This window comes from Actinoplanes sp. NPDC023801 (assembly GCF_040639655.1).
In the GTDB taxonomy this organism is placed as follows: Bacteria; Actinomycetota; Actinomycetes; order Mycobacteriales; family Micromonosporaceae; genus Actinoplanes.
In genome coordinates, this window is the sequence record NZ_JBFAAI010000026.1 from 66867 (window position 1) to 92462 (window position 25596).

Below are 25596 nucleotides of genomic sequence, written 5' to 3' on the forward strand. Positions count from 1 at the left end.
ACCGCCGCCTCACCCGTCCTTGAAAGGGCGCCGATGAACCGCCCGATTCGGCGAGCCCGTCTCCGCGACGGCCGGGAGCAACGATCGGGTGTGCGCCCGGTCATCGCCGTGCGGGTCGCGCACCATTATCGTCACGGCCATGCTGGAATCTGCCGCGCTCCCGTACGACGCCGTGCTCTTCGATTGTGACGGGGTCCTCGTCGACTCGGAACGCATCACGAACTCGGTGCTCCGGACGATGTTGCACGAGCTCGGCTGGTTCATCTCCGAGGCCGACTGTTTCCGGCTGTTCGTCGGCCGGGCACTGCGCGACGAGACGGGTGTGATCACCGCGCACACCGGGTTCACCGTGACCGAGGATTGGCTCGGCGAGTTCCGCAAGCGCCGTAACGACGCTCTGACGCTGGATCTGCTGCCGATCCCCGGCGCGGTCGCCGCCGTCCGGGAGATCGACCGGCTCTACCGCGGCCGTCTGGCCTGCGCGAGCGGAGCCGACCGGCACAAGGTCGAGTTGCAGCTGACCAAGGTGGGTCTGGACACCGTGTTCGCCGGCAAGATCTTCAGCGGCATGGAGACGCCCCGCAGCAAGCCCGCCCCGGACGTCTACCTGGCCGCGGCGGCGGCGCTGGGCGTGGATCCGGCCCGCGCCGCGGTCGTCGAGGACACCCCGACCGGTGTCCGTGCCGGGGTGGCCGCCGGTGCGACCGTCTTCGGCTACTGCCCGCCGGGAAGCCCGTCGCACAGCACTCCGCAGGCGCTGCTGGACGCCGGAGCGGCGCACATCTTCACCGGGATGGCCGGCCTTCCCGGTGTTCTGAGCAGCGCGCTCATCCGTTAGCCGGCCGTGGAAGCGGGCGGGATGGTCGAATCGGAATGGTAGTTCCAGGACATTCCGGAAGGGGACCATCATGTCCGCGACGTGCACGGCCGCACGGCGGCGAAGCGTCGGAGCCGCCCTGCTGCTGGCGGTCCTGACGCTGGCCGCACCGCTTCGGGCGGAGGCGGTCGCCGCGTCGTGGTCGCAGGTGGTTTCCGGGGACTCGGCAACGTGCGCCATCCGCAGCGATCAGACGCTCTGGTGCTGGGGTGCGAACTCCAGCGGCCAGATCGGCGACGGCACGACGGTCGATCGCAACGCGCCGGCCCGGGTCGCCGGCGACGGCAGATGGACGGCCGTGGCGCGGGGCTCCGGCCACACCTGCGGCATCCGTACCGACGGCAGCCTGTGGTGCTGGGGTGCCAACACCGAACATCAGCTCGGGCTGGACAGCGACACCCCGTTCCGCAGCTCGCCGGTACGGGTCGGCACCGCGACCGACTGGACGTCGGTGCATTCCCGCGGTACGTCACGTGCGCGATCCGCGCCGATCACAGCCTGTGGTGCTGGGGCAGCGGAGCCGGCGGCATGGTGACCGCCGGGAAGGACACCGGGGGACGCTTCCCGGGCCGGGTGAGCGCCGACACCGACTGGGCCTCGGTGAGCATCGGTGGCTACCACGTCTGTGGTGTGCGCACCGATGGCACGCTCTGGTGCTGGGAGGAGCGGGCCTCCCTCCTCTCCGAGACACGTCCGTCCCGGGTCGGCACACGGTCGGACTGGCGGTCGGTCGCTGCGGGCCTGTTCTACACCTGCGCCGTGGACACCGGCGACGGGCTGTGGTGCTGGGGCCGCAACCTGTACGGGGAGCTCGGCGACGGCACCAGCGGCACCGAACGGGCGGCACCCACCCGGATCGCTCCGGAGAACCGGTGGGCGACCGTGCTGACCGGCGGCGGGCTGCACACCTGTGCCCTGGACACCGGCGGCCGGACCTGGTGCTGGGGCAGGAACGACGACGGGCAGATCGGCGACGGCAGCACCCGCAATGCGACCAGGCCGGTACGGATCGGCTCCGATGCGAACTGGAAGTCGATCTCCCCGGGCACCGGGCACACGTGTGCGTTGTCGGTCGCCGGCGCCCTGTGGTGCTGGGGTGACGACTCGGGCGGCCAGCTCGGCGACGGCACGTACACGACGGTGTTGTCCAGTACCGCCCCGCTGCGCGTCGGCACCGGCACCGGCTGGGACCGGGTCGCTCCGGCCGACGGCCATACCTGCGCGCTGCGCACCGACCGGTCCCTGTGGTGCTGGGGCGGCAACGAGGACGGCGAACTGGGCGACGGCACGACGGCGAGCCGGTCCGGACCGGTTCAGGTAACGGGCGGCAAGGTCTGGACGGCGATCTCGGCCGATGCGGGTGACAGCTGCGGTCTCCGGACCGACGGCAGTCTGTGGTGCTGGGGCGACAGATTCGGCGACCCGGACCAGCCGGGCCACCCCCGCCGCATGGGCCGGTCCAGCGACTGGACCGGTATGGACGTCGGCTCGAGCCAGCTCTGTGCCACGCGTGCCGACGGTTCGGTCTGGTGCTGGAGCAGCACCGGCCCGGCCGGTGAGCCGGTGCGGGCCGCCGGGTCCGGCGCCCGGTGGGTGCAGGTGACGACCGGTGGCGGCCACGCCTGCGCGCGCGACACGGCGGGAAAGGTGTTTTGCTGGGGTTCCAACGATTACGGACAGCTCGGCGACGGTGACCGCAGGATTACCTCGGTGCCGGTCGTGAAGCTGGCCCGTGCCGCCGCCACGGTCGAGGGCGGGTCGATCAGCACTTGCGCCGTCGGCACCGACCGGAGCCTCTGGTGCTGGGGCGGGAACCGGCAGGGTCAGCTCGGCGACGGCGACACGATGGACATGCTGACGCCGGTACGCGTCGGCGGTGCCTCGGACTGGACGGGCGTCTCGATCAGCGGGGAGTTCGCCTGCGGCACCCGGGCCGACGCGAGCGTCTGGTGCTGGGGCGACAACTACCGTGGCCAGCTCGGCGACGGCAGCCGGATCGAGCGGCACTCCCCGGTCCGGGCCGGAACCGCCGGCGGAACCTGGCTCTCGGTCGGTACCGGCCTGTGGCACACCTGCGCGATCCGTACCGACCGGAGCCTGTGGTGCTGGGGCGACAACGAGAGCATGCAGCTGGGCACGAGCACCGTCACCCGACGGCCGGTCCCGGTACCGGCAACCTGACCGTGGCCGCTTCCGTCCGGACGCCGGCGGGTACGGGGAACAGCATGAACCTGCCGATGCGACTGCACCCGGGCGAGACCGCGGCCACCGGATGGCGGGTGACGACCGTCAGTGACGCCCTCCGGCGGCTGCATGCGGCGTCGCCGGGTGTCACCGGCCGTCCGCGGGTCTTCGCGATCGACGGCCGGGGCGGTGCCGGAAAGACCACCCTGGCCGAGCGCTTCCGCGGGCCGGCACCGGATTCCGCGGTGGTCCACACCGACGACGTCGCCTGGCATCACGCCTGCTTCGACTGGGCCGATCTCCTCATCGAAAAGATCCTCGAACCCCTCCACCGCGGTACGGCCGTGAACTTCCTCCCGGACGCCTGGATCCGCCACGACCGGCCCGGGTCGATCACCGTGCCTGCCGGAGCGGGCGTGGTCTGGGTCGAGGGCACCGGTGTCATCCGCGACCGGCTCGCACCGTGGCTGGACGCGACGATCTGGATGCAGGGTGACCTCGACGAGCAGGAACGCCTGCTGACCGCCCGCGACGGCGACTCCCCGGCGCAACGCGAACACGTCGCGAACTGGCTGGCCGAGGAGTTGCCGTTCCTGGCACGGGAGCGGCCCTGGGAACGGGCCACGATGATCGTCGCCGGTCCCCCGCCGGCCGGGCTCGACCCGGACAGCGTGGTCGTCGCCCCTCCGACCGGCGGCGGGACCGTCCGAGCCGCCCTCAGGTGAGGTCGAGTGCGGCCCGCACGATGCTGTCGGTGTCGATCCCGTGGTGCCGGTAGACCTGTTCCAGGTCGCCGGACTGACCGAACCGGGTGACACCCAGATGCCTGGCCGGCACCCGGTGGATGCCGGCCAGGAACGCCAGCGTGTGCGGATGGCCGTCGAGCACGGTCAGCAGCGGTGCGGCCCGGTCCGCCGGGAACGCCGCACCGAGCACCCAGGTGTCGCCGCTGCCCTGCCCGGCCTGTGCCTGGGCCGCCTCGAACAGCAGGCCGGGACTGGTCACACAGACCACGTCGACGGCGATGCCGAGCGCGATCAGCCGGTCGGCCGCGGCGAGCGCCTCGGGCACCAGCGCGCCCATCGCCGCAATGGTCAGCACCGGCGTCTGCGGCGCCCGTTTCAGCAGGTAGGCGCCGGCGACCACCTGACGACGGCGCCTTTCCCGGGCGGCCGGATCGGCCGGCACCGCGGCAAGCGACTGGTCCACCGGCCGCGACGACAGCCGCAGGTAGGCCGAGCCGCCGTCCGGACGGCCCAGCCGCCCCAGCGACGCCAGCAGTGTCCATTCCATGTCGACGGCGAAGGCCGGTTCGTAGCTGACACAGCCCGGCTGCTCGATGCCGATCGACGGCGTCTTGATCGACTGGTGCGCGCCGCCCTCGGCCGCGAGGGTGACCCCGGCCGGGGTGCCGACCAGGATCGACTGCCCGCCGGCGTAGATGCCGAACGACCACGGCTCCAGCGCACGTTCCACGAACGGGTCGTAGACCACACCGATCGGCAGCAACGGCTGCCCCCACCGGCTCCAGGTGGCGCCCAGTTCCCCGAGCAGCCCGACCAGGTTGACCTCGGCGATGCCCAGCTCGATGTGCTGTCCGGTCGGGCGTTCCCGCCAGTGCAGGATCGTCTCCGGATCGTCGGCGAACCAGTCACGCCGGTTGTCGGCCGACCAGACCCCGACCTTGTTGATCCAGCCGCCCAGGTTCGTCGACGAAGCCACGTCGGGCGCCGCGGTCACCACCCGCCGGGCCACGTCCGGCGCCTGCCGGGTCAGGTCGAGCAGCGCACGCCCCAGAGCGGCCTGGGTGGAGCTGGTGCCGGTCGGCGTCCGGCCCAGGTCGGCGGGCACGTCCGGGGGCGTTCCGAGACCCTCGGTCGTACGCCGGAGCCGCGCCGCCACCGTGTCGCACAGCCGCCCCGCGGCCGAGTCCGGCGCGAACCGGGCCCACGGCGCGTCCACCGACATGCCCACCTCGTCGCCGAGTCTGCGCAGCTGGGCCTCGGTCAGCATGGACGAGTGGTTCTGCGGGTGTCCCTCGCTGGCGAGGCCGTACCCCTTCACCGTGTACGCGAAGATCACCGTCGGCCGGCTGTCGTCGATCGCCGCGAGCGTGTCGCCGATGGTCTGCAGGTCGTGGCCGCCGAGGTTGCGCACGGCTGCGGCAAGGGTCTCGTCGTCGAGCCGGTCGGCCAGCGCTCGCACTGCCTCGGCGTCGCCGCCCTCGCCGGGCAGCCGGTCGCGCAGCTGCTGGGGCGTGCAGCGCAGCAGCCGCTGGAACTCGGCGTTGGACATGGTGTCGATGCGCCGCCGCAGCGCGTCACCGCCGGGCTGCTCGAACAGCTCGGTGAGCAGCCGGCCGTACTTGGCGGTGAGCACCTGCCACCCGGCGGCCTCGAACATCGCCTGCAGGCGGGTCACGGCGATCTGCGGCACCACCCGGTCCAGCGACTGCCGGTTCAGGTCGACGATCCAGCAGACCTCACCGAGACCGGCCACCATCGGGTCGAGGATCGCCTCCCAGACCGCGCCCTCGTCCAGTTCCGCGTCGCCGACCAGGGAGTACTGCCGCCCGATGCCGGAGGTGGCACCCACGGTGTTGACGTAACGGCGGGCCAGGGCACCCCAGATCGGTGCGGTGGCGCCGATGCCGACCGAGCCGGTGGAGTAGTCGACCGGGTCGGGGTCCTTGGCCCGGCTCGGGTAGCTCTGCAGCCCGCCGAACGAGCGCAGCGTCGTCAGATATCGCTCGTCCAGGTCACCGAGCAGGTAGTTGATGGCGTGCAGGACCGGCGAGGCATGCGGTTTGACCGACACCCGGTCGGCCGAGGTCAGGTGCTCGAACCATAGCGCCGTCATGATCGTCACCATCGAGGCGCTGGAGGCCTGGTGACCGCCGACCTTCAGCCCGCTCGGGTTGGGCCGTACCCGGTTGGCGTGGTCGATCATCGCGGTCGCCAGCCAGAGGACCCGCTGCTCCACGTCCCGCAGTGCGCTCAGCCGGTCGGCCGGCCTCTCGGTTGCCGATTCGGTGGCCATGGTCACCGTGCCTCCAGTTCTGAACAGGGGCGACAGCATATATCGCAACCTGAACCGACGTTAAGGCACGTGTTCCGGGTCGGCGCGGTGCCCCGGGATCTCCGAGGTCAGCCCCGGTCGTCGGCCCCGTAGGCCTCGGACCGCAGCCCGTCCGGGGACGACGCCCGGAACTGCAGGGTGTCGCGCACGTTCTTCTGCACCGCGACGGCCGCGAACAGCGACATCGCGAACGCGAGACCGTAGAAGCCCTTCTCGCTGAGCATCATCCCGCTGTTCACCAGCCCGACGACCAGCATGACGACGGCGATCCCGACCGCCGCCCACGACAGGCCCATGTACAGCGCCGAGACCGGCAGGCCCTCGGTCCGGTCCCGCACCGACTTCTGCAGCGAGACGGCGGCGAACAGGCCGAGCACGAGCACCACCGCGTAGAAGCCCTTCTCGCTGGCGATCATCGTGGCGTTCCAGAGGCCCACACCGAAGGACACCACGCCCAGCAGGAGCGCCGCCCAGGAGGCTCCGACGAAGGCGGCGGTCGGCTTGGCCGAGGACGGCGACGGGTACGACAAGGCAGGCTCCCGGCAGGTTGGTGACGACCATGGTCCCGGCACGACGGCGATCACTGAGCGCGGCGGCGCGGAGACATCATGCTAGGACAGCCGTGCCAGCCCGGTGGGCGCGAATCGGTTACGACTGGCCGGTGTCCATCGGCGCGTCCAGACGCAGGTCGGGGTGACGGCCCGCGATGGTGCGCAGCCGCCACCGGTGCGGGAAGACCGCGAGCAGGGCGCCGTCACGGACCCGGGTCATCACCTCGACGTTCGACTCGGTACGCAGGGTCTCGCGCCCGGCCGCGTCGGTGATGGCGGCGATCTCGTACGGCAGATGATCGAGTTTGACCTTGACCCCGAACTCGGTCTCCAGGCGGTAGGTCGCGACCTCGAACTGCATGGGACCGACGGCGGCCAGCACCGCCAGGTCGCCGCGCTGCTCGGACTTCAGCACCTGGACGACGCCCTCGCCGTCGAGCTGTTCGATGCCGCGCCGGAACCGTTTGAAGGCCGACGTGTCGTCGGTGCGCACCACGGCGAAGTGTTCCGGCGGGAACGACGGCAGCGGCGGGTACTGGACCGGCTCGCCGACGTACAGCGTGTCACCGATGCCGAGCGCGGTGGCGTTGACCAGGCCGACCACGTCGCCGGGGAAAGCCTCGTCGATCGTCTCGCGGCCCTGACCGAAGATCTGCTGGGCGTACTTGGTGGCGAACGGGCGCCCGGTGCCGGCGTGGGTGACGATCATGCCGCGCTCGAAGCGGCCGGAGCAGACCCGCATGAAGGCGACCTGGTCACGGTGGGTGCGGTTCATGTTCGCCTGCATCTTGAACACGAAGCCGGAGAACGCGCTGTCGACCGCCTTGTCGGTGCCGGCGACGGTCGGCCGGGCGTCCGGCGGCGGAGCCAGCTCCACCAGGACGTTCAGAAGCTGGCGTACGCCCAGGTTGGCGACTGCCGCACCGAAGAGCACCGGGGTGGTGGTCGCCGACAGGAACGCCGCCTGGTCGTGGTCGGCCCCGGTCATGGCGAGCAGCTCGAGCTCCTCGTTGGCGGACTCCCAGTCGGCGCCGTAGCGCTGCGCCGCCTCGGCGTCGCTCATCTCCTCCTCGATGGCCAGGTCGGCGCCGCCCGGAGCGCGCTGCATCCGGACGAACACGCCGTCACGCCGGTCGATCACGCCGTGGAACTGCCCGGCGATGCCGACCGGCCAGGTGAGCGGGGTCGGTTTCAGGCCGATCCGCTGCTCGATCTCGTCCATCAGAGCCAGGGCGTCGTTGCCGGGACGGTCCCACTTGTTGATGAAGGTGATCACCGGGATGCGGCGCTGGCGGCACACCTCGAACAGTTTCAGCGTCTGCGGCTCGAGGCCCTTGGCGGCGTCGAGCAGCATCACGGCGCTGTCCACCGCGGTGAGCACCCGGTAGGTGTCCTCGGAGAAGTCGGCGTGGCCGGGGGTGTCCAGCAGGTTGATGACCATGTCGCCGTAGGAGAACTGCAGGGCGGCCGAGGTGACCGAGATGCCACGTTGCTGCTCCATGGCCATCCAGTCGGACACCACGCCGCGGCGGTCACCCTTGCCGTGCACGGCGCCGGCCTGGCCGATCACCCGCGCGTGCAGGGCGAGCGCCTCGGTCATCGTCGACTTTCCGGCGTCGGGGTGCGAGATCACCGCGAACGTACGCCTCCGGGCCGCCTGCGCGGCGACACCCGCGGCGGACGACAGCACACTCTGACTCACTAGCTCCCACTTTCCTTGCCGGTCACCCTGCAACCTTACGGTCGCCGTCGCCCTGAACCGCCGACGGTCCCGGGGTCGAAAAAGTGATATCAGTTTGCTACTGTCAGGACATCGCTACACGGAGGAGGCCCACATGACCGAACACCTCGACCTGCCCGCCCCGCAGGTTCGCGAGCGCGCCGCCCGGGACGCGTCCGGCTGGCCGATCCTCGGACTGTCCGTGGTCCTGCTGCTGATCAGCACGGCCGTGTTCGTCGTCGCCGTCCAGCAGGACAGCGCGCTGGCCGTCGGTGGCCTGCTCGCACTGAGCGCCCTGCTCGTGCTGGCGGTCGCGTTCGCTCTGGCCGGACTCACGCCGGTGGCACCCGGCGAGGCCCGCGTCCTGCAGCTGCTCGGCCGCTACACCGGCACCGTCCGCACCGACGGACTGCGCTGGGTCAACCCGGTCACCGCCCGCCGCCGGGTCTCCACCCGGATCCGCAACCACGAGACCGACGTCCTCAAGGTCAACGACGCCGACGGCAACCCCATCGAGATCGCCGCGGTGGTCGTCTGGCAGGTCAAGGACACCGCCCGCGCCGTCTTCGAGGTCGACGACTTCATCGAGTTCGTCGCCATCCAGACCGAGACCGCGGTCCGGCACATCGCCAACAGCTACTCCTACGACTCCCACGACACCACGCTCATGTCGCTGCGTGACAACGCCGACGAGATCACCGCGCGGCTGTCGGAGGAGATCGGTGTGCGCGTCGCCGCCGCCGGGGTGAAAATCATCGAGTCGCGGCTGACCCGCCTCGCCTACTCACCCGAGATCGCCCACGCCATGCTGCGCCGTCAGCAGGCCAACGCCGTCGTCGCGGCCCGGACCCGGATCGTCGAGGGTGCGGTCGGCATGGTCGAGATGGCTCTGCACCGCCTGGCCGAGCACGACGTCGTCGAGCTCGACGAGGAGCGCAAGGCCGCGATGGTCAGCAACCTGCTGGTCGTCCTGTGCGGCGATCGGGACGCCCAGCCCGTGGTAAACGCGGGAACCCTCTACTCCTAGGCCCATGGCTACCGAGCGAAAGAAACTCCTCCTCCGGCTCGATCCCGCCGTGCACGACGCACTGGCACGGTGGGCCGGGGACGAGCTTCGCAGCACGAACGCCCAGATCGAATACCTGCTGCGCAAGGCCCTCGGCGACGCAGGGCGCCTCCCCGGAGGCGTCAGCCGGATGCGAGGACCCGGCAGACCCCCCGCCACCCCCGAGCCGGAAGAGGAATAACGATGGCACTGCCCGGCAGCCTCCCACAGCGCATCTTCCTGCTGGCCCACGACCCGGACAAGGGCCGGTTCCGCGTGGGCACCGAGATCGGCGCCATGATCCGCGCGGCGGCGCTCGCCGACCTGTACCTCAAGGGACTGCTCACCGACGAGCGCGGGCGCGCCACCGTCGCCGGCGAGCAGCCCTGCTCCGACCCGGTCCTCGCCACGGTCCTCGAGGAGATCAAGGCGGCCAAGCCGCGCAAGTGGCAGCACTGGGTCGACCGGCGACAGGGCCCGACCGTCAAAGCGGTACGCCAGCAGCTCAGCGACGGTGGCTGGATCCGCGTCGAGCCGTACCGCGCCCTCGGGGTATTTCCGCTGACCAAGGTGACCATCCGGGATCCGCGGGTCCGCAAGGAACTGGTCAGCCGGGTCCGGGGCACCCTGCGGGACCCGGCCGGCAAGGTCGATCACACCGACGCCACGATGGTGGCCATCGTCGCCGCCGGAGAGCTCAGTCTTGTCCTGGACCGCCAGACCCGGCGCGCCGAGAAGCAGCGCATCCAGCACCTGAACGACCTGAGCGGGCCGATCGCCCCGGCCCTGCGCAAGTCGATCGAGGCCTCGGCGAGCGCCGCCGCCGCTTAACCCGTTCCGCGGGTGGTGGACGGGCCCCGTCCGCCCACCACCCGCGTCCCCCGGTGCGGAAGTCGTCACTGCCGGACGGTGCTCAGCACCAGATCGGCCGGGCCCATGACCTGCACGCGAAGCTTGCGGCCCATTGATGCCACACCAGGTTGTTCGTCTTCCGAAAAGATCCTCACGGCCGTCCATGTTCTCGCCGTGACACCGGCGCCGTAGGCGCCGTCAAACGCGAGACCGGCTGACGCGCCGGCCAGCGAAGCGCCTGCTCACCCTATGAGGTCGGCCGCCGACTTCGCCGAGGCGATCGATCTGCTCTGCCGCGCGCCGGCCTGGCCGCTGCACGACGAGTTCACCTTCGCGCCGGTCGCCGCCGGTGTCCGGTCCGAGCACCTGCCAGCCGTCCTCGGGCCGCCGTGCGCGGAATCGGCGATCCCATGGCGCCGGGCTGCTCAGCGCCCCCTGACACGGGTTCGGCGGGCACCCGGCCAGCAGCGGCCGGCCGGCGCCTCGGGGTCGCCGATGACACATGCATTCAATGAAGTTTGTTGACGATTAACAATCGAAGGTTGAGAATCTCCCTGAGAGCGCTCTCTACCCTCCATCCCCAGCCCAGCGGCTTCTCCACGTCCCGGCACGACCGGGCCGTGCGGTCGTGCGTGCATGAAAGGACCCCCATGCCACGCCCACTCGTCAAGGCACTCGCCAGCTCCGCGGCGGCACTCACCGCGGTCGCCGCGACACCCCTTGCCGGTCACGCCGACCCCAGACCCGCGCTGCCGTCAGCCGTCGCACCCGCCGACCTCGGCCTGGCACCCGGCATGCTCGCGGCCATGCGGCGCGACCTGAAACTCGACGACGACCAGATTGCCCGGCGGCTCACCGTCGAGGCGGCCGCGCCGGTCGTCGAACAGCGACTGCGCAAGGCGCTCGGCGACCGGTTCGGCGGGGCTTGGATCCCGGCCGGCGCCACCCGCCTGACCGTCGCGGTCACCAGCGAGGCCGAGGCGGCGAAGGTACGGGCCGAAGGAGCCGACCCGGCCATCGTGAAGCGCAGTGCGCGCGACCTCGCCGCGGCGCAGGCCCGGCTGGACCGCAACGGCGCGGCGGCTCCGGACACCGTACGCGGCTGGTATGTCGATCCGGCGGCCAACAGCGTCGTCGTCACCGTCAAGCCGGGCGCCGAGGCCGGGGCCCGCGCGTTCGCCGCGGCGAGCGGCGCCGGGGCGGTCACCGTCCGGACCGCCGCCGAGCAGCCGGAACCGATGTACGACATCCGCGGTGGCGACCAGTACGTGATCAACGGCAACACGTTGTGCTCGGTCGGGTTCGCCGTGTCCGGCGGCTTCGTCACGGCCGGTCACTGCGGCGGCACCGGCAGCCCGACGCTCGGATTCAACAACCAGGCGCAGGGTACGTTCGCCGGCTCGTCCTTCCCGGGCAACGACTACGGCTGGGTACGCACCAACGGCAACTGGGTCTCGCAGCCGTGGGTGAACAACTACTCCGGCGGGAACGTGCTGGTCGCGGGATCGCAGGAGGCGGCGATCGGCAGCTCGATCTGCCGTTCCGGGCGCACCACCGGCTGGCGCTGCGGCACACTGCTCGGCAAGAACGAGACGATCAACTACCAGCAGGGCTCGGTCTCCGGCCTGAGCCGCAGCAACGCGTGCGCACAGCCGGGCGACTCCGGCGGCTCGTGGATCTCCGGCAATCAGGCGCAGGGCGTCACCTCGGGCGGCAGCGGCAACTGCATGACCGGCGGCACGATGTGGTTCCAGCCGGTCAACGAGATCCTTTCGGTGTACGGCCTGTCGCTCACCACGACCGGCGGCGGTGGCGGCGGCGCCGTGATCAGCAACTGGAACAACAAGTGTCTCGACGTGCCGAACGGCGACTTCTCCGACGGCGTGCTGGTGCAGATGTGGACCTGCAACGGCTCGGCCGCCCAGCGCTGGGAGGCGGTCGGCGGCGCGCTGCGGACCGGCAACAAGTGCCTGGACGTGCCCTGGGGCTCGACCGCCAACGGTGCGGTCCTGCAGATCGTCACGTGCAACGGCAACCCGGCCCAGCAGTGGGTGCTCAGCGCCGCCGGTGACCTGGTGAACCCGCAGGCCAACAAGTGCATCGACATCCAGGACTGGAACGGCAACGACGGCGCGCGGCTCCAGCTGTGGGAGTGCGGCGGCACCCTGAACCAGAAGTGGCGCCGCGGCTAGGTGTCGTGCAGTGCGCGGTTCTCGAGCACCTCGTCCATGTGCGACTCGGCCCAGCGTTTGAGGCCGCGCATCGTCTCGTGCAGGGACAGACCCAGCGCGGTGAGCTCGTAGGAGACGGTGACGGGCACGGTCGGCACCACGGTGCGGCTGACCAGCCCGTCCCGTTCCAGCGAACGCAGCGTCTGGGTCAGCATCTTCTGGCTCACGCCGGCGAGCAGGCGGGACAGTTCCGAGTAGCGCATCGGCCGCGGCTCGCCGGCACAGTCCGGTCCGCTGCCGAGCGCGGCCAGGATCAGCGCGACCCACTTGTCGGAGATCCGTTCGAGCAGCTTGCGGCTGGGGCACACGGCCAGGAAGGCGTCGTACTCCGCTTTGGCCTGTGCCCTCTGCTGCGCCGCCGTCGTCGCCATCGCCACCCCTTACGCACTTTCAAGTGCCTACTTCCCCGGAGAGAGTAACTCTCGCACAGTAAGTGCATGGCTTCGACCTCACTTCCCGGCGGCACCTGGCCGCTGGGCGATCTGACCGTCACCCGCTTCGGATACGGCGCGATGCAACTCGCCGGCCCGTGGGTGATGGGCCCGCCGGCCGACCGCGACGGGGCGCTCGCCGTCCTGCGCGAGGCCGTCGATCTCGGCATCACCCACATCGACACCTCCGGCGCGTACGGCCCCCGCGTCACCAACCAGCTGATCCGGGAGGCGCTGCACCCGTACGCCGATGATCTGCACATCGTGACCAAGGTCGGCGCGACCCGTGACGAGCAGGGCGGCTGGCCGCCGGCCCGCGACCCGGAGAGCCTGCGCCGGGCCGTGCACGACAACCTGGAGGTTCTCGGCCTGGAGACGCTCGACCTGGTAAACCTGCGGCTCGGGAACGCCGAGGGCCCGCGGGCCGTACCGGTCGCCGAGGCGTTCGGGACGCTCGCCGACCTGCAGCGGCAGGGTCTGATCCGGCATCTCGGGGTGAGCAACGCGACCGCCGGGCAGGTCGCCGAGGCGAGGTCGATCGCACCGATCGTGTGCGTGCAGAACATGTACAACCTGGCGCACCGCCACGACGACGAACTGATCGGCGAGCTCGCCGCCGAGGGGATCGCCTACGTGCCGTTCTTCCCGCTCGGCGGCTTCAGCCCGCTGCAGTCGTCGGCGCTGTCCGCGGTGGCCGCCGGGCTGGGGGCGACGCCGATGTCGGTGGCGCTGGCGTGGCTGTTGCAGCGCTCACCGAACATCCTGCTGATCCCGGGCACCTCGAAGGTGGCCCACCTGCGCGAGAACGTCGCCGGGGCAGCCCTGCGGCTCGCTCCCGGCGACATCGCCGAGCTGGACGAGATCGGCCGCTGAAGCCGGCCGGTCTCAGCGGCCCACGCTCACCCGCAGCTGCCACTGCTGGTCGTCGGTGTTGTTGTCCCGGTACTGCTGCACGTTCGCGCTGTCGGCGGTCGACATCGAGTCGACCGCCAGCAGCTTGCCGCTGTGCCGGTTGACCAGCTTGAAGTTGCCGTTCCCGGCGTCCACGGGCAGCCACAGGTGGTCGGCGGTGCCGTTGTCGTCGAACTGGACGACCTGGGCACTGTCAGCCGTGGACATGCCGGCCACGCCGAGGACCTTGTCACTGTTCAGGTTCCTGATGCGGAACCATCCGTCGCCGTTGTCGACGAGCTCCCAGCGGTGATCCATCGTGCCGGTGTCGCTGTACTGCTGCACCGGCGCGCCGCCGGCCGTGGACGCGTTGCTGACGGCAAGCAGTTTGCCGCTGTGCCGATTGAAGATCTTGAAGGTGGGCCGGCTCCACACCTGCAGTTCGCTCAGGCCCCAGCCGGCGCCACCGCCCCGGTTGGGCGCCACCACCCGCAGCCTGGAGGCGCTGACCGGTACGAACGTGTGCCGGGTGAGCCCGTTGGCGACCGGTGACGCGCCGGTCGCCACGGTCCGCCATTCGGTGCCGGTGTGGTACTGCAGCTCGTAGCTCGTGGGGACGCGCACTCCCCCGCCGTCGTCGTAGAAGTACAGCCGCACATCGTCGACGGTCACCGGCCGGCCGAAGTCGACGCCGAGGTGGTCGGTCGCATTCGGTGAGCTGTACGTGGTCCAGCGCGTGTTCTGCGGGACGTTGTTCTCGAAGATGTTGCCGTCGATGGTGCGCCACGCGTTGTCGACGGTGAACGTGTAGGAGGCGAACGGCTGCGGGGCGCCGTTGCCGTGCCGCTGGGGGTTCGCGGCGATGTCGACCCGCTCCCCGGCGGGCGGGGCAACCGGGTTCCCCACATTGACGGTCAACGGCTCCAGACCCGGCTGCGCCGCCGCCTGTACGCCGTCGACGTACACCTTCAGCCCGGCGCCCCGGCCGTACCTGCCGCCCGTGCGGTCCCAGAGCACGGTCAGGTTGTGCCCGTGGTACGGCGCGTTCTCCAGCAGGAAGTAATCCCAGTTCGCCGGCGCGAGCGGCTTGATCGTGACCGCGTCGTCGGCGCGGCCGTCCACCCCGATCAGACCGGAGATGACGTTGTCGACGTAGGTGGAGTGGTTGTAGTCCTCACTGTGCCCGCGCCCGTCGTAGATCCACCGGTTCTCGTCCGGGTGGTGCGCCTCGGCGACGTAGGGGACGCCGTTGCGGTACTGCGTCGACGCGTACCCGCGGAGCAGATCGACGAAGTCGGCCTTTCCGGCGTACGGCTGTGCCGGATAGTCCTGCAGCAGATTCGCCAGACCGGAGAGGACCTGCGAGGTGGCGTACGGCCACGACGGCCCGTTCCAGCGGCAGCACCCGTCCAGCGCCTCCCGCATGAACTGCGGGCTGCGCCGTTCCGCGGTCGTCGGCCCGTACGCCGAACGGAAGCCCTGCGGATCGGTGATCTGTGCCCACGCCGACGACCGGTTCGCGTCCGGCATACCGAACATCCACGGTACGAATCCGATGTGCTCGCGGGTGTCGAGTCTGCTGAGGCCCGGGTTCTGGTCGCGCATCACGTGGTAGTAGAAGCCGCGCCGCGGATCCCACAGGCGGGCGTCAATGTTCGACTTCAGCGCCGCCGCCCGCGCGTGGTACGTGTTCGCGGTGGCCGTGTCGCCGTTGAGCCCGGCGATCGCCGCGATGGCCCGCGCGTCACCGTACTGATAGGCGTTGATGCTCGGCCGGTAACCCGCGCCGCCGTGATAGGGGTCCGGGGACTGGTAGGAGGCGGCCGACAGTTCGCTGGCATCCCACACCGGCACCTGCCAGTAGAGTCCGAGAGCGGCGTTGAACTGCACATTCCATCGGTCGTAGAACCGCTGCAGGGCCTGCTGCTGTGCGGTCACGAAGGCCCGGTCGCCGTTGATCAGGAACCGGTTCCAGACCGCACTGGCCGCCCAGAAGCTGTACTCGTGACCCCAGTCGGTGGTGTTCGGGTTGACCGGCTCCTCGGCCGGCTTCGGGCCCGCGCCGGGACCGGTGAGCCAGTAGTTGATGTAGTCGTCGAGGTACTGGCTGTTGCGTACCCACCGGCCCTCGTTGATGTGATGCCCGGCCGCGGCGGAGATGCCGCCGTAGGGTGCGCCGTAGAAGACCGGGTTGAGGAACTCGCTGGAGATCCAGCCGAACTGCGGTCCGGTGTAGACCAGGTGCTCCTTCCACGTCTTCCAGCGGTAGTAGTAGACGTCCTGGATCTGCCGGTCGGGCACCTCTAGGAACGGGATGTTGGCCCGGTACCAGGCCGGATCGTTGAATCCGCCGACGAAGGTGTCCTTGTTCAGAAATGTGGTGCCCGCGCCGACCGGCGGATAGGGGCCCGGCGGGTCGGCGGCGGCGGCCGGAGCGGTGGTGGCGGCGAGGCCACCGGCGATCAGGACGAGAACGGTGACGGTGGCCAGCAGCCGTCGCGGCATGGGCGGACTCCTCGGACAACGTGAGGCACGGCCGGTGGATGCCGCACACGAACATCTCTTAGGAATCCAACCTGTTAAATACGACCCGTGTCAATGTCTGTCGTATCGTGCGCGAATATGTTGCCGTTCGGTCTCTGTTCCTCGGTCTTGACCCACCGCTCGATGATCGTCGCGAGGACACCGAGCGGGACCGGACCGGCACCCAGCACCTGATCATGGAAGGCGGCCGGCCGGTAGCGTGAGCCGAGCGCCGCACGGGCGCTCTCCCGCAGCCGGAGGATCTCCCGGACCCCGACGCTGTACGCAAGCGCCTGACCGGGCCAGGCTATGTAACGGTCGACCTCCTGGCACACGCTGCGCTCCGACTCCACGGTGTGCTCGCGCAGAAACCTCCGCGCCCGGTCCCGCGACCAGCGCCGCGCATGCAGGCCCGTGTCGGTCACCAGACGCGCGGCACGCAGCGCGGCCAGCGCCACCTGCCCGAGCCGGGCCAGCGGGGACGAGTAGAGACCCATCTCGTCCGCGAGCCGCTCGGCGTAGAGAGCCCAGCCCTCCACGTAGGCGCTGAGCCGCGCGTCGACGTGCCGCCGGAAGTCCGGCAGCGTGCCGAGCCCCTGAGCGGCGACCGCCTGGAAATGATGCCCCGGTACCGCCTCGTGGAACGTCATCGCCTCCATCGCGAAGCGGCTCAGCTGCCGCGGCTCCGTCGTCAGGACGAAGAACGTCCCGGGACGGCTGCCGTCCCCAGCCGGCGGCGCGTAATAGGCGGCCGGCGCGGCGGCAGCGTCCTCGGCCGGCACCGGCTGCACGGCACACGGCACCGCCGCCGCGACCGAGCTGATCTCGGTGCCGCGCGCCTCGGCCCGATGCAGCGCCGCCGCCACCGCCGCCAGGATCTCGCCGGCGCTGGTGAACCGCAGATCCGGGTCGTCACGCAGACGCGCCCGCATCGCCACCGGATCGGTCAGCCCGAACGCCTCCCCACCCAGTCGCGACCACTGTTCGTCGAGTTCGGCGAGCAGCCGTACGCCCAGCTCCTGAACCTCTTCCGGGCTGACCGGCAGGGTCGTGTGCGCCGCGACGGCCGCCCGGTATCCGGCCTCTCCCCCGCTCACCGCCCAGATGCCGGCGTGCTCGTCGTCGCGGGCCACCGCGGCGAGCTCCCCGCTCAGCGTGTCCGCAAGCCGGCGCATCGCTGGACGCACCTCGTCCTCGATCAGCCGCCGGTGCGGGTCGTCGTCGCCGACCGGCCGCCCCAGATGCTCGGTCAGCTGGGCCACGGCCTGCTCGATACCGGCCCGCGTACTGGGGCGGCCCCGGCCCGACGCGTCCCAGTAGCGGTCGGCGAGGCCGTCGAAGAAGCGGGCGGCCCCCGGCAGCCGCAGGCCGGCACCGGCCGCGAAATAGGAACCTTGCGGGGAACCGCAGAACATGGCCGAGGCGTTGGCCTCCCACAGGCAGTGCGTGGCCTCGTCGGCGGCGGTGTCCGCCATCCAGCGCAACACCTCGCGATCGGTGTCGTCGCCGTCCGCCTGCCCGGTGTCCCGCGCGATCCGCCGGAAGAACGCGGCGGCGGCCCGGTCCGCCTCCGGCCGCAGGTCGGGCAGCATCGCGTCGTAGGCGGTCAGCCCGACCAGGCTCGCACCCAGCGGATCGTGACTGTTGAGCCGGTCGAAGAACGCCGCGCCGAGTTCACGTACCGTCACCGCGACATCCTGGCAGATTCCGGCCCGACGGGAACAGGGTCGCGGCTCCCGGCGCGCCTCGGGCTCTATGAGCGGTGCACCGGAGCCGTTTCGTTTGCTGGTTCCGACTCGCCGGGCGCGGCTCCCGTCTCGGTCTGCTCGGATGCCACCGGCACGAGCAGGGCGGCGATCAGAGGAAACGCAGCCACCACGGCGAAGCTCGGCGCGAAGCCCGCAGCGCCGATCGTCATGGCCAGGACCGGCGGGGTGGCGGCGGTCAACACGTTCTGGCCGGTCGTCTGGATGCCGAGGGCACGGCCGGCCCACGCCGAACCCGCGTACTCGGCGACGGCGGTGAACGACAGGCCGTTGCTGCTCACCGCCACCACGCCGAGGAAGAGCAGAACCGGAACCGCCAGGCCCGACCCGGCCGCAGCAGCGGCGGCCAGCGTCAACATGCCCGCGCCGGTGGTCACCGCAATGATCCGCATCGGATTCAGGCGGCTCCCGGTCCGGTCGGACCAGTACCCGGCCCCCAGACGGCTGAGCGCACCGCACACCTGGGCCCCGGCCAGCAGGTGCCCGGCCGCAAGGGCGCTCCAGCCACGGGTGTCGGTGAGGAACACCAGCGCGAAGGTCGTGATCGTGAACTGCGGGATCACCAGCAGCGCGCTGGCGGCGTGAATGCGCCACAGGGTGGGCGTGCGATAGGGCGTTCCAGAGATCGGCTCGTGCTCAGCCGGCCGGCCGTCCGCCGGCCTCCTGTCCCCCGACTTTCCGGCCGCCGACTTCCCGTCGCCCGGCCTCCCGTCCCCCGATCTTCCGTCCCCCGGCCTGCCGGCCACCGGCCTGCCGTCCCCCGGCCTGCCGTCCGCCGGCTTTCCGTCCGCCGGCTTTCCGCCCGCTGCCGGTGGAACCGGGGCCGGATCGCGGACCAATGCGAACGCCGTCGTCGCCGCGACGAAGAACAGCACCGCCAGGAAGACGAGCGGTACATCGGTGCCGCCGCCGGCAAGCGCCGGCAGGGTGGCCGCGGCGAGTGCGAGACCCATCGGCTGGGCGCTCTGCCTGATACCCATCGCCAGGGCGCGTTCGTGCAGGGCGAACCAGCCGAGGATCAGCCGGCCGCTCGCCAGGACCGAGGCTCCGGCAGCTCCGGCGAGCGCCAGCCAGACGGCCAGTCCGACGGTGCCGTGCGCCAGGCGGGCGGCGAGCAGGAAGACACCGGCCAGCCCGAGGCCCGTGGACAGCACGATCCGCTCGCCCCACCGATCGGCGGCGGCGCCCCAGGCGATGAGTGTGAGCATCACACCCGCGGTGGGACAGGCCACGAGCAGACCGGCCTGTTCGAGCGTCAGGCCCTCGTCGCGGAATGCCGGGATCAGATAGGCGAGCCCGAACTGGAACGTGCTTCCCGCGATCATCGCCAGCATGCCGACGACCAGCACCAGCCAGCGCATCCGCTCACTTCTCATCTGCAGGTCCTCGATCTCTTGCCGCCCGGCACCGATCCGACTAGGGCACGGCTTCCGGCGGGTCAGCGGGTGTTGTCCAGCGCCCGGCTGCGAAGTGTCCCGATAGTCGGGGCCAGCGCCGCCACGAGCGCGACGGCCGCGCACGCCATCGGCATGATCGCAAGGGCCGTCCACGGCACGACGACCGGCGCCCAGACCGACAGTGACGCCAGCGCGGCCCAGATGCCGGCCAGGTTCAACCCGGCGACGAGCATGCCCAGGACCGTTCCGACCGCGACGACCGTCAGCGCCTCGGCCGCGGCCAGGAGGAGCACCTGCCGTCCAATCGCCCCGGCCAGCCGGAGCACCGCGACTTCCCGGCCACGGTCCGAAGTCGCCATGACCATCGCGACGGCGACGGCGATGCCGGTGTAGACGAGCGCGATGCCCAGCACGACGAGGTAGCCGACGCGGGTCTGCCGGTTGGGGGCCGGCAGCTGTTCGGCGAGCCAACGCTCACGCGTCCGCACCTCGGCTCCCGAGGACTTGAGCGCAGCACGGACGGCCGCCTCGGCGGCGACGGGGTCGGTGCCGGACCGCCATGCGACCTCGAGACGGTCGGCCCGGGCGCCACCGGCGTTACGCGCCGTCACGTAGACGCCGTTGCTGCCGGTACCGGTGGCCAGCACGGCCACGATCCGCAGCGCGCGCCGCGTCCCGTCGCCGAGCCACACCTCGACGTGTTCGCCGACGGTGTGCTCGGCCCACTCCTCGTTGACCACGATGCCGTCGTCGTCGAGGTCCTCGAGGTCGCCGGCCTTGACCGGCAGCCGGCGGACCGCGGGCAGGGCGCCGGAGTCCACAGCGTGGGCTTCCGACCGGGTCAGGGCGACACCGTCCTCGAGGGTGTACACCGCCGTGGTGGAGCTCGCCATCACCGCCGTGCCGGGGACGGCCCGGACCGCGTCCACCGAGCGAGGGTCCAGAGCGAGACCGGCGGCGGGGGCCTGCACGATCAGGTGGGCGGCGGTCCGCGTACCGAGCTCGGTCGCCTTGGCCTGGTTGATCGTCGCCGTGGCACCGAGCAGGGATCCGGCGAGCGCGACGGTCACCAGGACCGGTGCCGCGACCGCAGCGGTACGCCGGATCTGCGCGCCCGCGTTCTCCCGCACCAGCATGCCGGTGGCACCCGGTAGCCGCGCCGGCAGCCAGCCGATCAACCGGGCGATCGGGCCGGCCAGGACCGGCGCCAGCAGTGCGACAGCGGTGATGAGCAGCATTGGCTGGGTGGTGTAGGTCTTGCGGTGCAACGCCTCGCCGGGATCGTTCAGCAGCCGCCAGGTCAGCAGGCCGAGGCCGGTCGCGAGCAGCAGGGCACCGCAGATCCATCGGCCGGGGGTCATGTCGGTGGTGTCGGCTGCGGCCTCGCGCAGCGCCTCCACCGGACGGATCCGTCCGGCTCGGACCGTGGCGACCAGGACGCCGGCCAGCGCGACGGTCAGTCCCGTCCAGAACGCCACGTGGTACGGCCAGCGATGCTCACCGACGGCGAACCACGGGGGCGCCAGCCGCTCGCTGACCAGCAGCCGGATCAGCCACGGCGCTGCACGGGCGCCGAGCACGCACCCCGCGGCCGAGGCGAGCACGCCCACCACGACGGCCTCCGCGAACATCGCGCCGCGGACCTGCCCGGGTGTCGCCCCGGCGGTGCGCAGCAGGCCGATCTCGCGCCGCCGCTGAGCGACCGCGAAGGCGAAGGTGGAACCGACGACGAACACCGAGACGAACGCGGTGATCCCTCCCGCGGTGCCGAGCAGAGCGTTCATCGTGATCAAAGCGTCCCGGTCGCGATCCGGGTCGGGATCGGCCCGGCGGCGATCGTCGCCGGTCAGTACCTGGACGTCGGTACCGCGGACCGCCGCGCGTACGGCGTCCGGTGCGGCCCGTACGACGACGTTGTCTATCGCGGGCGAGAGTCGTGCGGCGGTGCCGTCGGTGAAGAAGACCGCGCGTTCATAGGCGACCGGCATGAGTGTCCCGGCCACGGTGTAACGCCCGGACCCGGCCGGGGTGCGGATCTCCACGGTCCGGCCGATCTGCTCGGGACCCGCGGCGAGCGCGATCTCGGCCGGCCCACGCGGCGGGTGACCGGTGGCGAGACGGTGGCCGCCGAAGCCCGCCACGGACCATGGATGCCCGGTCAGTCCGTCGCCGAGGGCTCCGGCGGCCACCGGGAAGGACCGGTCGGCGACGGTCGGGCCAAGCTTGGTGAGTGCGGTGGCGACGGCGGACGGCACCGCTCGCGGACGGGCCAGCAAGTGGAGGCGGTCACCGGCCGGGGTCGGCACCCGCAACTCGTCCGCGCCGCGCACCACGACGGGTGCGCCGGCGAGGCGCTCCGGCTGCTGCCCGGGCGCGTCCAGGGTGGCCGCCAGCCCCAGGCCCATCATGGCGATCAGGCCCACGCCCAGCCCCAGGGCCAGGAAGGCGCCGGCCAGGCTCGCCCACCGGGCCCGCAGGCTGCTCAGCGTCACGGTCAGCACGGAGCGTCCTCCAGCCGGGTCATCCGGGCCACGACGGCCTCGGCCGACGGATCGTCCAGCTCTCCGTCGACCCGGCCGTCGGTCAGGAAGACCACACGGTCGGCCCAGGATGCGGCCACCGGGTCGTGGGTGACCATGACGATCGTCTGACCGTCGTCATCGACCATGCCGCGGAGCAGCCGCAGCACCTGCCGGCCGGCCATGGAGTCGAGCGCGCCGGTCGGCTCGTCGCCGAAGAGCACCTCGGGACGGGTGATCAGCGCGCGGGCGATCGCGACGCGCTGCTGCTGACCGCCGGACATCTCGTGCGGGCGGTGGTGAGCCCGGTCCGAGAGGCCGACGCGGGCCAGCGTGTCGCGCACCTCGGCACGGGCCGGGCGGCGACCGGCCAGCCGCAGCGGCAGCGCCACGTTCTGTTCGGCGCTCAGAGTGGGCAGCAGGTTGAACGCCTGGAACACGAAGCCGATCCGGTCGCGCCGCAGCCGGGTCAGCCGGGTCTCGCTGAGCGACGTCAGGTCGGTGTCGCCGAGCAGCACCGAACCGGAGGTCGGCCGGTCGAGGCCGGCCGCACACTGCAGCAGCGTCGACTTGCCGGATCCGGACGGGCCCATGACGGCAGTGAAGGTGCCCGCGGCGAAGGACAGGGACAGGTCGTGCAGGGCGGTCACCGTTGCGTCGCCGGCCCCGAAGGTCCGCACGACACGTCGCAGCCGAATCGCGTCACGGGTCATGCCACCACCGTTTCGCACGCCGGTTCCGATCACAGCCCCTCCTGATGGACTCTTTCCGGTAGTGCCTGGACTACCTTCCGAGGTAGCTCCAGCTGGGTGGTAACGGCCCGGCCAGCCGTTTAGCGTGATCCGGGTGCAAGCGATCGATGTCGTCCAAGCCCTGTTCAGGACCGGATATCTCCGGTCCTGGTGGCCGCTGCGCGCTGCGCTCTACCTGCTGGCGGGCGGCCTCACCGGCGTGCTGACGCTGGTCACCACACTGCTGTTGTTCGCGGTGGGAGGCGTCCTGGCGGTGGTCGTGGTGGGTCTTCCGCTGCTCGCCGGCCTCGCGCTGATCGGGATACCCACCGCCGCGATCGAGCGGTGGTGCCGACGGCTGATCGACAGCCGTCCGATGCGGCACCCCCATCGCGTGCCGTCCGGTCCCGGCCTGGTCACCTGGCTGCGGACCCGCTACACCGAATCGGGTACCTGGCGTTCACTCGGCTATGCCACGCTGCTGATGACGGTGCTCTGGCCGATCGATCTGTTCGCCGTGACGCTGGCGGTGACCGTGCCCGCTGCGCTGCTCGCCACACCCGTGCTGTTCGCCACGCTCGGCGATACGGAGCAGGTGAACGTGTTGAAGGCGTACCCGGTCACCTCCTGGCAGCAGGCACTGCTGTCGTGTGCGGCCGGGCTGGTCGCCCTGGCGGCCTGCGCCTACGGTGTCGGCGCGCTCGCCGCGGCCCGCGCGGCGCTGGCCCGCGCGATCCTCAGCCCACCGGCGGACCACCGGGTGGATCATCAGGTGGTCGAGCTGGTCCGGTCCCGGATGCGGCTGGTCGACGCCTTCGAGGCCGAGCGCAGCCGCATCGAGCGAGACCTGCACGACGGGGCGCAGCAACGCATCGTGGCTCTCACCATGATGCTCGGTCTGGCCCGGCTGGACGCGCCGGCGGGTCCACTCGCCGACCGGTTGTCGCGGGCGCACGACGAGGCCGGAGAGGCGCTGGTGGAGCTGCGGGAGCTGATTCGCGGTATCCATCCGCCGTTGCTGACCGACTTCGGGCTGGAGGCGGCGGTCAGTGACCTGGCCACCCGGTCCGCGGTGCGGGTCGCCGTCGCCTTCGCCGTGACCGAGCGGTTCCCCCGCGCGGTGGAGTCCGCGGTCTACTTCGTGGTGTCCGAGGCCCTGGCCAACATGGCCAAGCACTCCGGTGCCGACCGGGGTGAGATCACCGGTGGCTACTCCGGCGGCACGCTCAGGGTCGCGATCTGCGACAACGGTCGCGGTGGCGCCGACATCCGGGACGGCACCGGCCTGATCGGGCTCGCCGACCGGGTGTCCGTGGTCGGTGGCACACTGTCGCTGTCCAGCCCGGCCGGCGGGCCGACCCGCCTAGTTGTGGAGATCCCGTGTCAGGCGCTCCCGGATTCCGCATAGTGCTCGCCGAGGACAGTGTGCTGCTGCGCGACGGTCTCGTGGGCCTGCTGGGCCGGTTCGGTCATGAGGTGGTCGCCGCGGTGTCCGACAGCAATGGCCTTCAGGAGGCCGTCACCGCCCACCGGCCGGATGTGGTGGTGACCGATGTGCGGATGCCGCCGGGTTTCAAGGACGAAGGGCTTCGTGCGGCTCTGGAGCTCCGCCGGCAGCATCCACGGCTGCCGATCCTGGTCCTCAGCCAGTATGTGGAGACCCGGTATGCGACTGACCTGCTCAACGCCGGTGACGGCACCCATGTCGGCTATCTGCTCAAGGACCGCATCGGTCACGTCAACGAGTTCGTCGACGCCCTACGGCGGGTCGCCGAGGGCGGCACGGTGGTCGACCCCGAGGTGGTGCGGCAGATGCTGCGCCGGCACCGCGACCCGCTAGCATCGCTGACCGCCCGGGAACGCGAGGTGCTCGCTCTCGTCGCCGAGGGCCGGTCGAACCTGGCCATCGCGGCCGCCCTGAACGTGGCGGAGGCCTCGGTGGCCAAGCACATCCGAAGCATCCTGAACAAGCTCGGGCTGCCACCGGCGGAGGAGGACCACCGCCGGGTGCTTGCCGTCCTGACCTTCCTGCGGTCCTGAGCTCGGCCCACAGGCAGGACGGACAGCGCCGGACGGCGAGGCCCGACGAATCCACCACCCGAATGCCCGACGGACACCGGCCGACCGAAGCGACGAATGCCCCACCGCCTGGAAAACCGACGGGCACCGGCAGACCGCGAAGCCCGATAAATGCCCACCGCCTGGACAGCCGACAGACACCGGCCAACCGCGAAGCCCGACGAATGCCCACCGCCCGGGAGGTTTGATGGACGCTGACGAGATCATGGCCCGGATCGGCCACGGGGTGGAACTGCACCATCAGCGGGGCGACCGGGACGCGGCCCGTCTGCTGTTCGCGCGGGTGTGGGACGAGATCGGCGGCGAGCGGGGCGATCCGCTGCACGTCTGCGTCCTCGCGCACTCGATGGCCTATGTGCAGGACAACGTCCGCGAGGAACTGGAGTGGCATCTACGGGCGCTGGCCGCGGCCGACCGGCTCACCGAGGATCGGGTGGCGGGCGCGGGGGTTCCCCTGCCGGTGGCCGGGCTGTATCCGTCGCTGTATCTCAGCGTGAGTGAGTGCTACCGCAGGCTCGGCGAACTCGATCATGCCCGCGAACACCTCCGGCAGGCGAGGGCGGGGATCGGCTCGCTCGGCGACGACGACTACGGGCGGCTGATCAGGGGCGGCCTGGATCGGCTGGAGAACCTGCTCGGCGAGTGAGGGCGGCGGTACGCCGACCTCGCCGAGTGAGGCCGGCGGTGCGGCGACCTCGCCGAGTGAGGCCGGCGGTGCGGC

General features: G+C 71.3%; 21 protein-coding genes. 12 read left to right on the forward strand and 9 right to left on the reverse strand.

Annotation, left to right across the window (positions count from 1 at the left end; translation table 11 throughout):
- Nucleotides 1-139: 139 nt before the first annotated feature.
- From AB0G04_RS33800 to AB0G04_RS33815, 4 genes are all read left to right on the forward strand, one after another.
- The gene (locus AB0G04_RS33800; RefSeq protein ID WP_360991261.1) at nucleotides 140-838 is read left to right on the forward strand and encodes an HAD family phosphatase; all 699 of its coding nucleotides are present in this window, start codon (nucleotides 140-142) and stop codon (nucleotides 836-838) included.
- A gap of 70 nt (nucleotides 839-908) precedes the next feature.
- Nucleotides 909-1412, forward strand: coding sequence for a hypothetical protein (locus tag AB0G04_RS33805; RefSeq protein WP_360991263.1), 504 nt, complete (start codon nucleotides 909-911; stop codon nucleotides 1410-1412).
- Nucleotides 1406-3058, forward strand: coding sequence for a hypothetical protein (locus AB0G04_RS33810; RefSeq protein ID WP_360991266.1), 1653 nt, complete (start codon nucleotides 1406-1408; stop codon nucleotides 3056-3058). Before AB0G04_RS33805 ends, AB0G04_RS33810 begins: the two co-directional genes overlap by 7 nt.
- A gap of 56 nt (nucleotides 3059-3114) precedes the next feature.
- Nucleotides 3115-3786 (forward strand): hypothetical protein, encoded by a 672-nt coding sequence (locus tag AB0G04_RS33815; RefSeq protein ID WP_360991269.1) that lies wholly within the window; start codon nucleotides 3115-3117, stop codon nucleotides 3784-3786.
- Here the strand turns inward: AB0G04_RS33815 and AB0G04_RS33820 are convergent.
- From AB0G04_RS33820 to AB0G04_RS33830, 3 genes are all read right to left on the reverse strand, one after another.
- Nucleotides 3779-6100 (reverse strand): pyruvate dehydrogenase, encoded by a 2322-nt coding sequence (locus tag AB0G04_RS33820; protein WP_360991379.1) that lies wholly within the window; start codon nucleotides 6098-6100, stop codon nucleotides 3779-3781. The genes AB0G04_RS33815 and AB0G04_RS33820 overlap by 8 nt on opposite strands.
- A 107-nt stretch (nucleotides 6101-6207) precedes the next feature.
- Nucleotides 6208-6669, reverse strand: coding sequence for an inner membrane protein YiaA (gene yiaA / locus AB0G04_RS33825; RefSeq protein ID WP_360991271.1), 462 nt, complete (start codon nucleotides 6667-6669; stop codon nucleotides 6208-6210).
- Nucleotides 6670-6787: 118 nt separating this feature from the next.
- Nucleotides 6788-8392, reverse strand: a complete 1605-nt coding sequence (locus AB0G04_RS33830; protein ID WP_360991274.1) for a peptide chain release factor 3 — start codon at nucleotides 8390-8392, stop codon at nucleotides 6788-6790.
- A 133-nt stretch (nucleotides 8393-8525) separates the two neighbouring features.
- Here AB0G04_RS33830 and AB0G04_RS33835 point away from each other — a divergent pair, with 133 nt between their 5' ends.
- The 4 genes from AB0G04_RS33835 to AB0G04_RS33850 all read left to right on the forward strand — a co-directional run bounded on the left by AB0G04_RS33835 (nucleotide 8526) and on the right by AB0G04_RS33850 (nucleotide 12499).
- A complete protein-coding gene (locus AB0G04_RS33835) occupies nucleotides 8526-9437 on the forward strand; it encodes an SPFH domain-containing protein (protein WP_360991276.1) in 912 nt (303 codons plus the stop codon).
- A gap of 4 nt (nucleotides 9438-9441) precedes the next feature.
- Nucleotides 9442-9657, forward strand: coding sequence for a hypothetical protein (locus AB0G04_RS33840; RefSeq protein WP_360991279.1), 216 nt, complete (start codon nucleotides 9442-9444; stop codon nucleotides 9655-9657).
- Nucleotides 9658-9659: 2 nt separating this feature from the next.
- Entirely contained in the window at nucleotides 9660-10286 is a 627-nt protein-coding gene (locus AB0G04_RS33845) for a GPP34 family phosphoprotein (protein WP_360991281.1), read from the forward strand.
- A 671-nt stretch (nucleotides 10287-10957) separates the two neighbouring features.
- Nucleotides 10958-12499 carry a ricin-type beta-trefoil lectin domain protein gene (locus tag AB0G04_RS33850; protein WP_360991284.1) on the forward strand — a complete coding sequence of 514 codons (1542 nt, stop codon included), beginning with the start codon at nucleotides 10958-10960 and terminating at the stop codon, nucleotides 12497-12499.
- On the opposite strand, the gene AB0G04_RS33855 is transcribed toward AB0G04_RS33850, so the two are convergent.
- Nucleotides 12496-12909, reverse strand: coding sequence for a helix-turn-helix domain-containing protein (locus tag AB0G04_RS33855; protein WP_360991286.1), 414 nt, complete (start codon nucleotides 12907-12909; stop codon nucleotides 12496-12498). The genes AB0G04_RS33850 and AB0G04_RS33855 overlap by 4 nt on opposite strands.
- Before the next feature lie 66 nt (nucleotides 12910-12975).
- On the opposite strand from AB0G04_RS33855, the gene AB0G04_RS33860 reads away from it, so the two are divergent.
- Nucleotides 12976-13842: an aldo/keto reductase family oxidoreductase gene (locus AB0G04_RS33860; protein WP_360991288.1), complete on the forward strand. Its 867-nt coding sequence runs from the start codon at nucleotides 12976-12978 to the stop codon at nucleotides 13840-13842.
- A gap of 12 nt (nucleotides 13843-13854) precedes the next feature.
- Here the strand turns inward: AB0G04_RS33860 and AB0G04_RS33865 are convergent, their stop codons facing one another.
- The 5 genes from AB0G04_RS33865 to AB0G04_RS33885 form a co-directional block, all read right to left on the reverse strand.
- Nucleotides 13855-16365, reverse strand: coding sequence for an RICIN domain-containing protein (locus AB0G04_RS33865; RefSeq protein WP_360991290.1), 2511 nt, complete (start codon nucleotides 16363-16365; stop codon nucleotides 13855-13857).
- A 74-nt stretch (nucleotides 16366-16439) separates the two neighbouring features.
- Complete coding sequence (locus AB0G04_RS33870) at nucleotides 16440-18071, reverse strand: DUF885 domain-containing protein (protein WP_360991292.1); 1632 nt, start codon at nucleotides 18069-18071, stop codon at nucleotides 16440-16442.
- 65 nt (nucleotides 18072-18136) lie between these two features.
- A complete protein-coding gene (locus AB0G04_RS33875; protein WP_360991294.1) occupies nucleotides 18137-19525 on the reverse strand; it encodes an MFS transporter in 1389 nt (462 codons plus the stop codon).
- A 62-nt stretch (nucleotides 19526-19587) separates the two neighbouring features.
- The gene (locus tag AB0G04_RS33880; RefSeq protein ID WP_360991297.1) at nucleotides 19588-22047 is read right to left on the reverse strand and encodes an ABC transporter permease; all 2460 of its coding nucleotides are present in this window, start codon (nucleotides 22045-22047) and stop codon (nucleotides 19588-19590) included.
- Entirely contained in the window at nucleotides 22041-22778 is a 738-nt protein-coding gene (locus AB0G04_RS33885; protein ID WP_360991300.1) for an ABC transporter ATP-binding protein, read from the reverse strand. Before AB0G04_RS33885 ends, AB0G04_RS33880 begins: the two co-directional genes overlap by 7 nt.
- A 133-nt stretch (nucleotides 22779-22911) precedes the next feature.
- Between AB0G04_RS33885 and AB0G04_RS33890 the strand changes: the two genes are divergently transcribed.
- The 3 genes from AB0G04_RS33890 (at nucleotide 22912) to AB0G04_RS33900 (ending at nucleotide 25521) form a co-directional block, all read left to right on the forward strand.
- On the forward strand, nucleotides 22912-24204 hold the full coding sequence (locus AB0G04_RS33890; protein WP_360991302.1) for a sensor domain-containing protein: 1293 nt from the start codon (nucleotides 22912-22914) through the stop codon (nucleotides 24202-24204).
- The gene (locus AB0G04_RS33895; RefSeq protein WP_360991305.1) at nucleotides 24177-24836 is read left to right on the forward strand and encodes a response regulator transcription factor; all 660 of its coding nucleotides are present in this window, start codon (nucleotides 24177-24179) and stop codon (nucleotides 24834-24836) included. Before AB0G04_RS33890 ends, AB0G04_RS33895 begins: the two co-directional genes overlap by 28 nt.
- A 226-nt stretch (nucleotides 24837-25062) precedes the next feature.
- The gene (locus AB0G04_RS33900; protein WP_360991307.1) at nucleotides 25063-25521 is read left to right on the forward strand and encodes a hypothetical protein; all 459 of its coding nucleotides are present in this window, start codon (nucleotides 25063-25065) and stop codon (nucleotides 25519-25521) included.
- Nucleotides 25522-25596 lie beyond the last annotated feature (75 nt).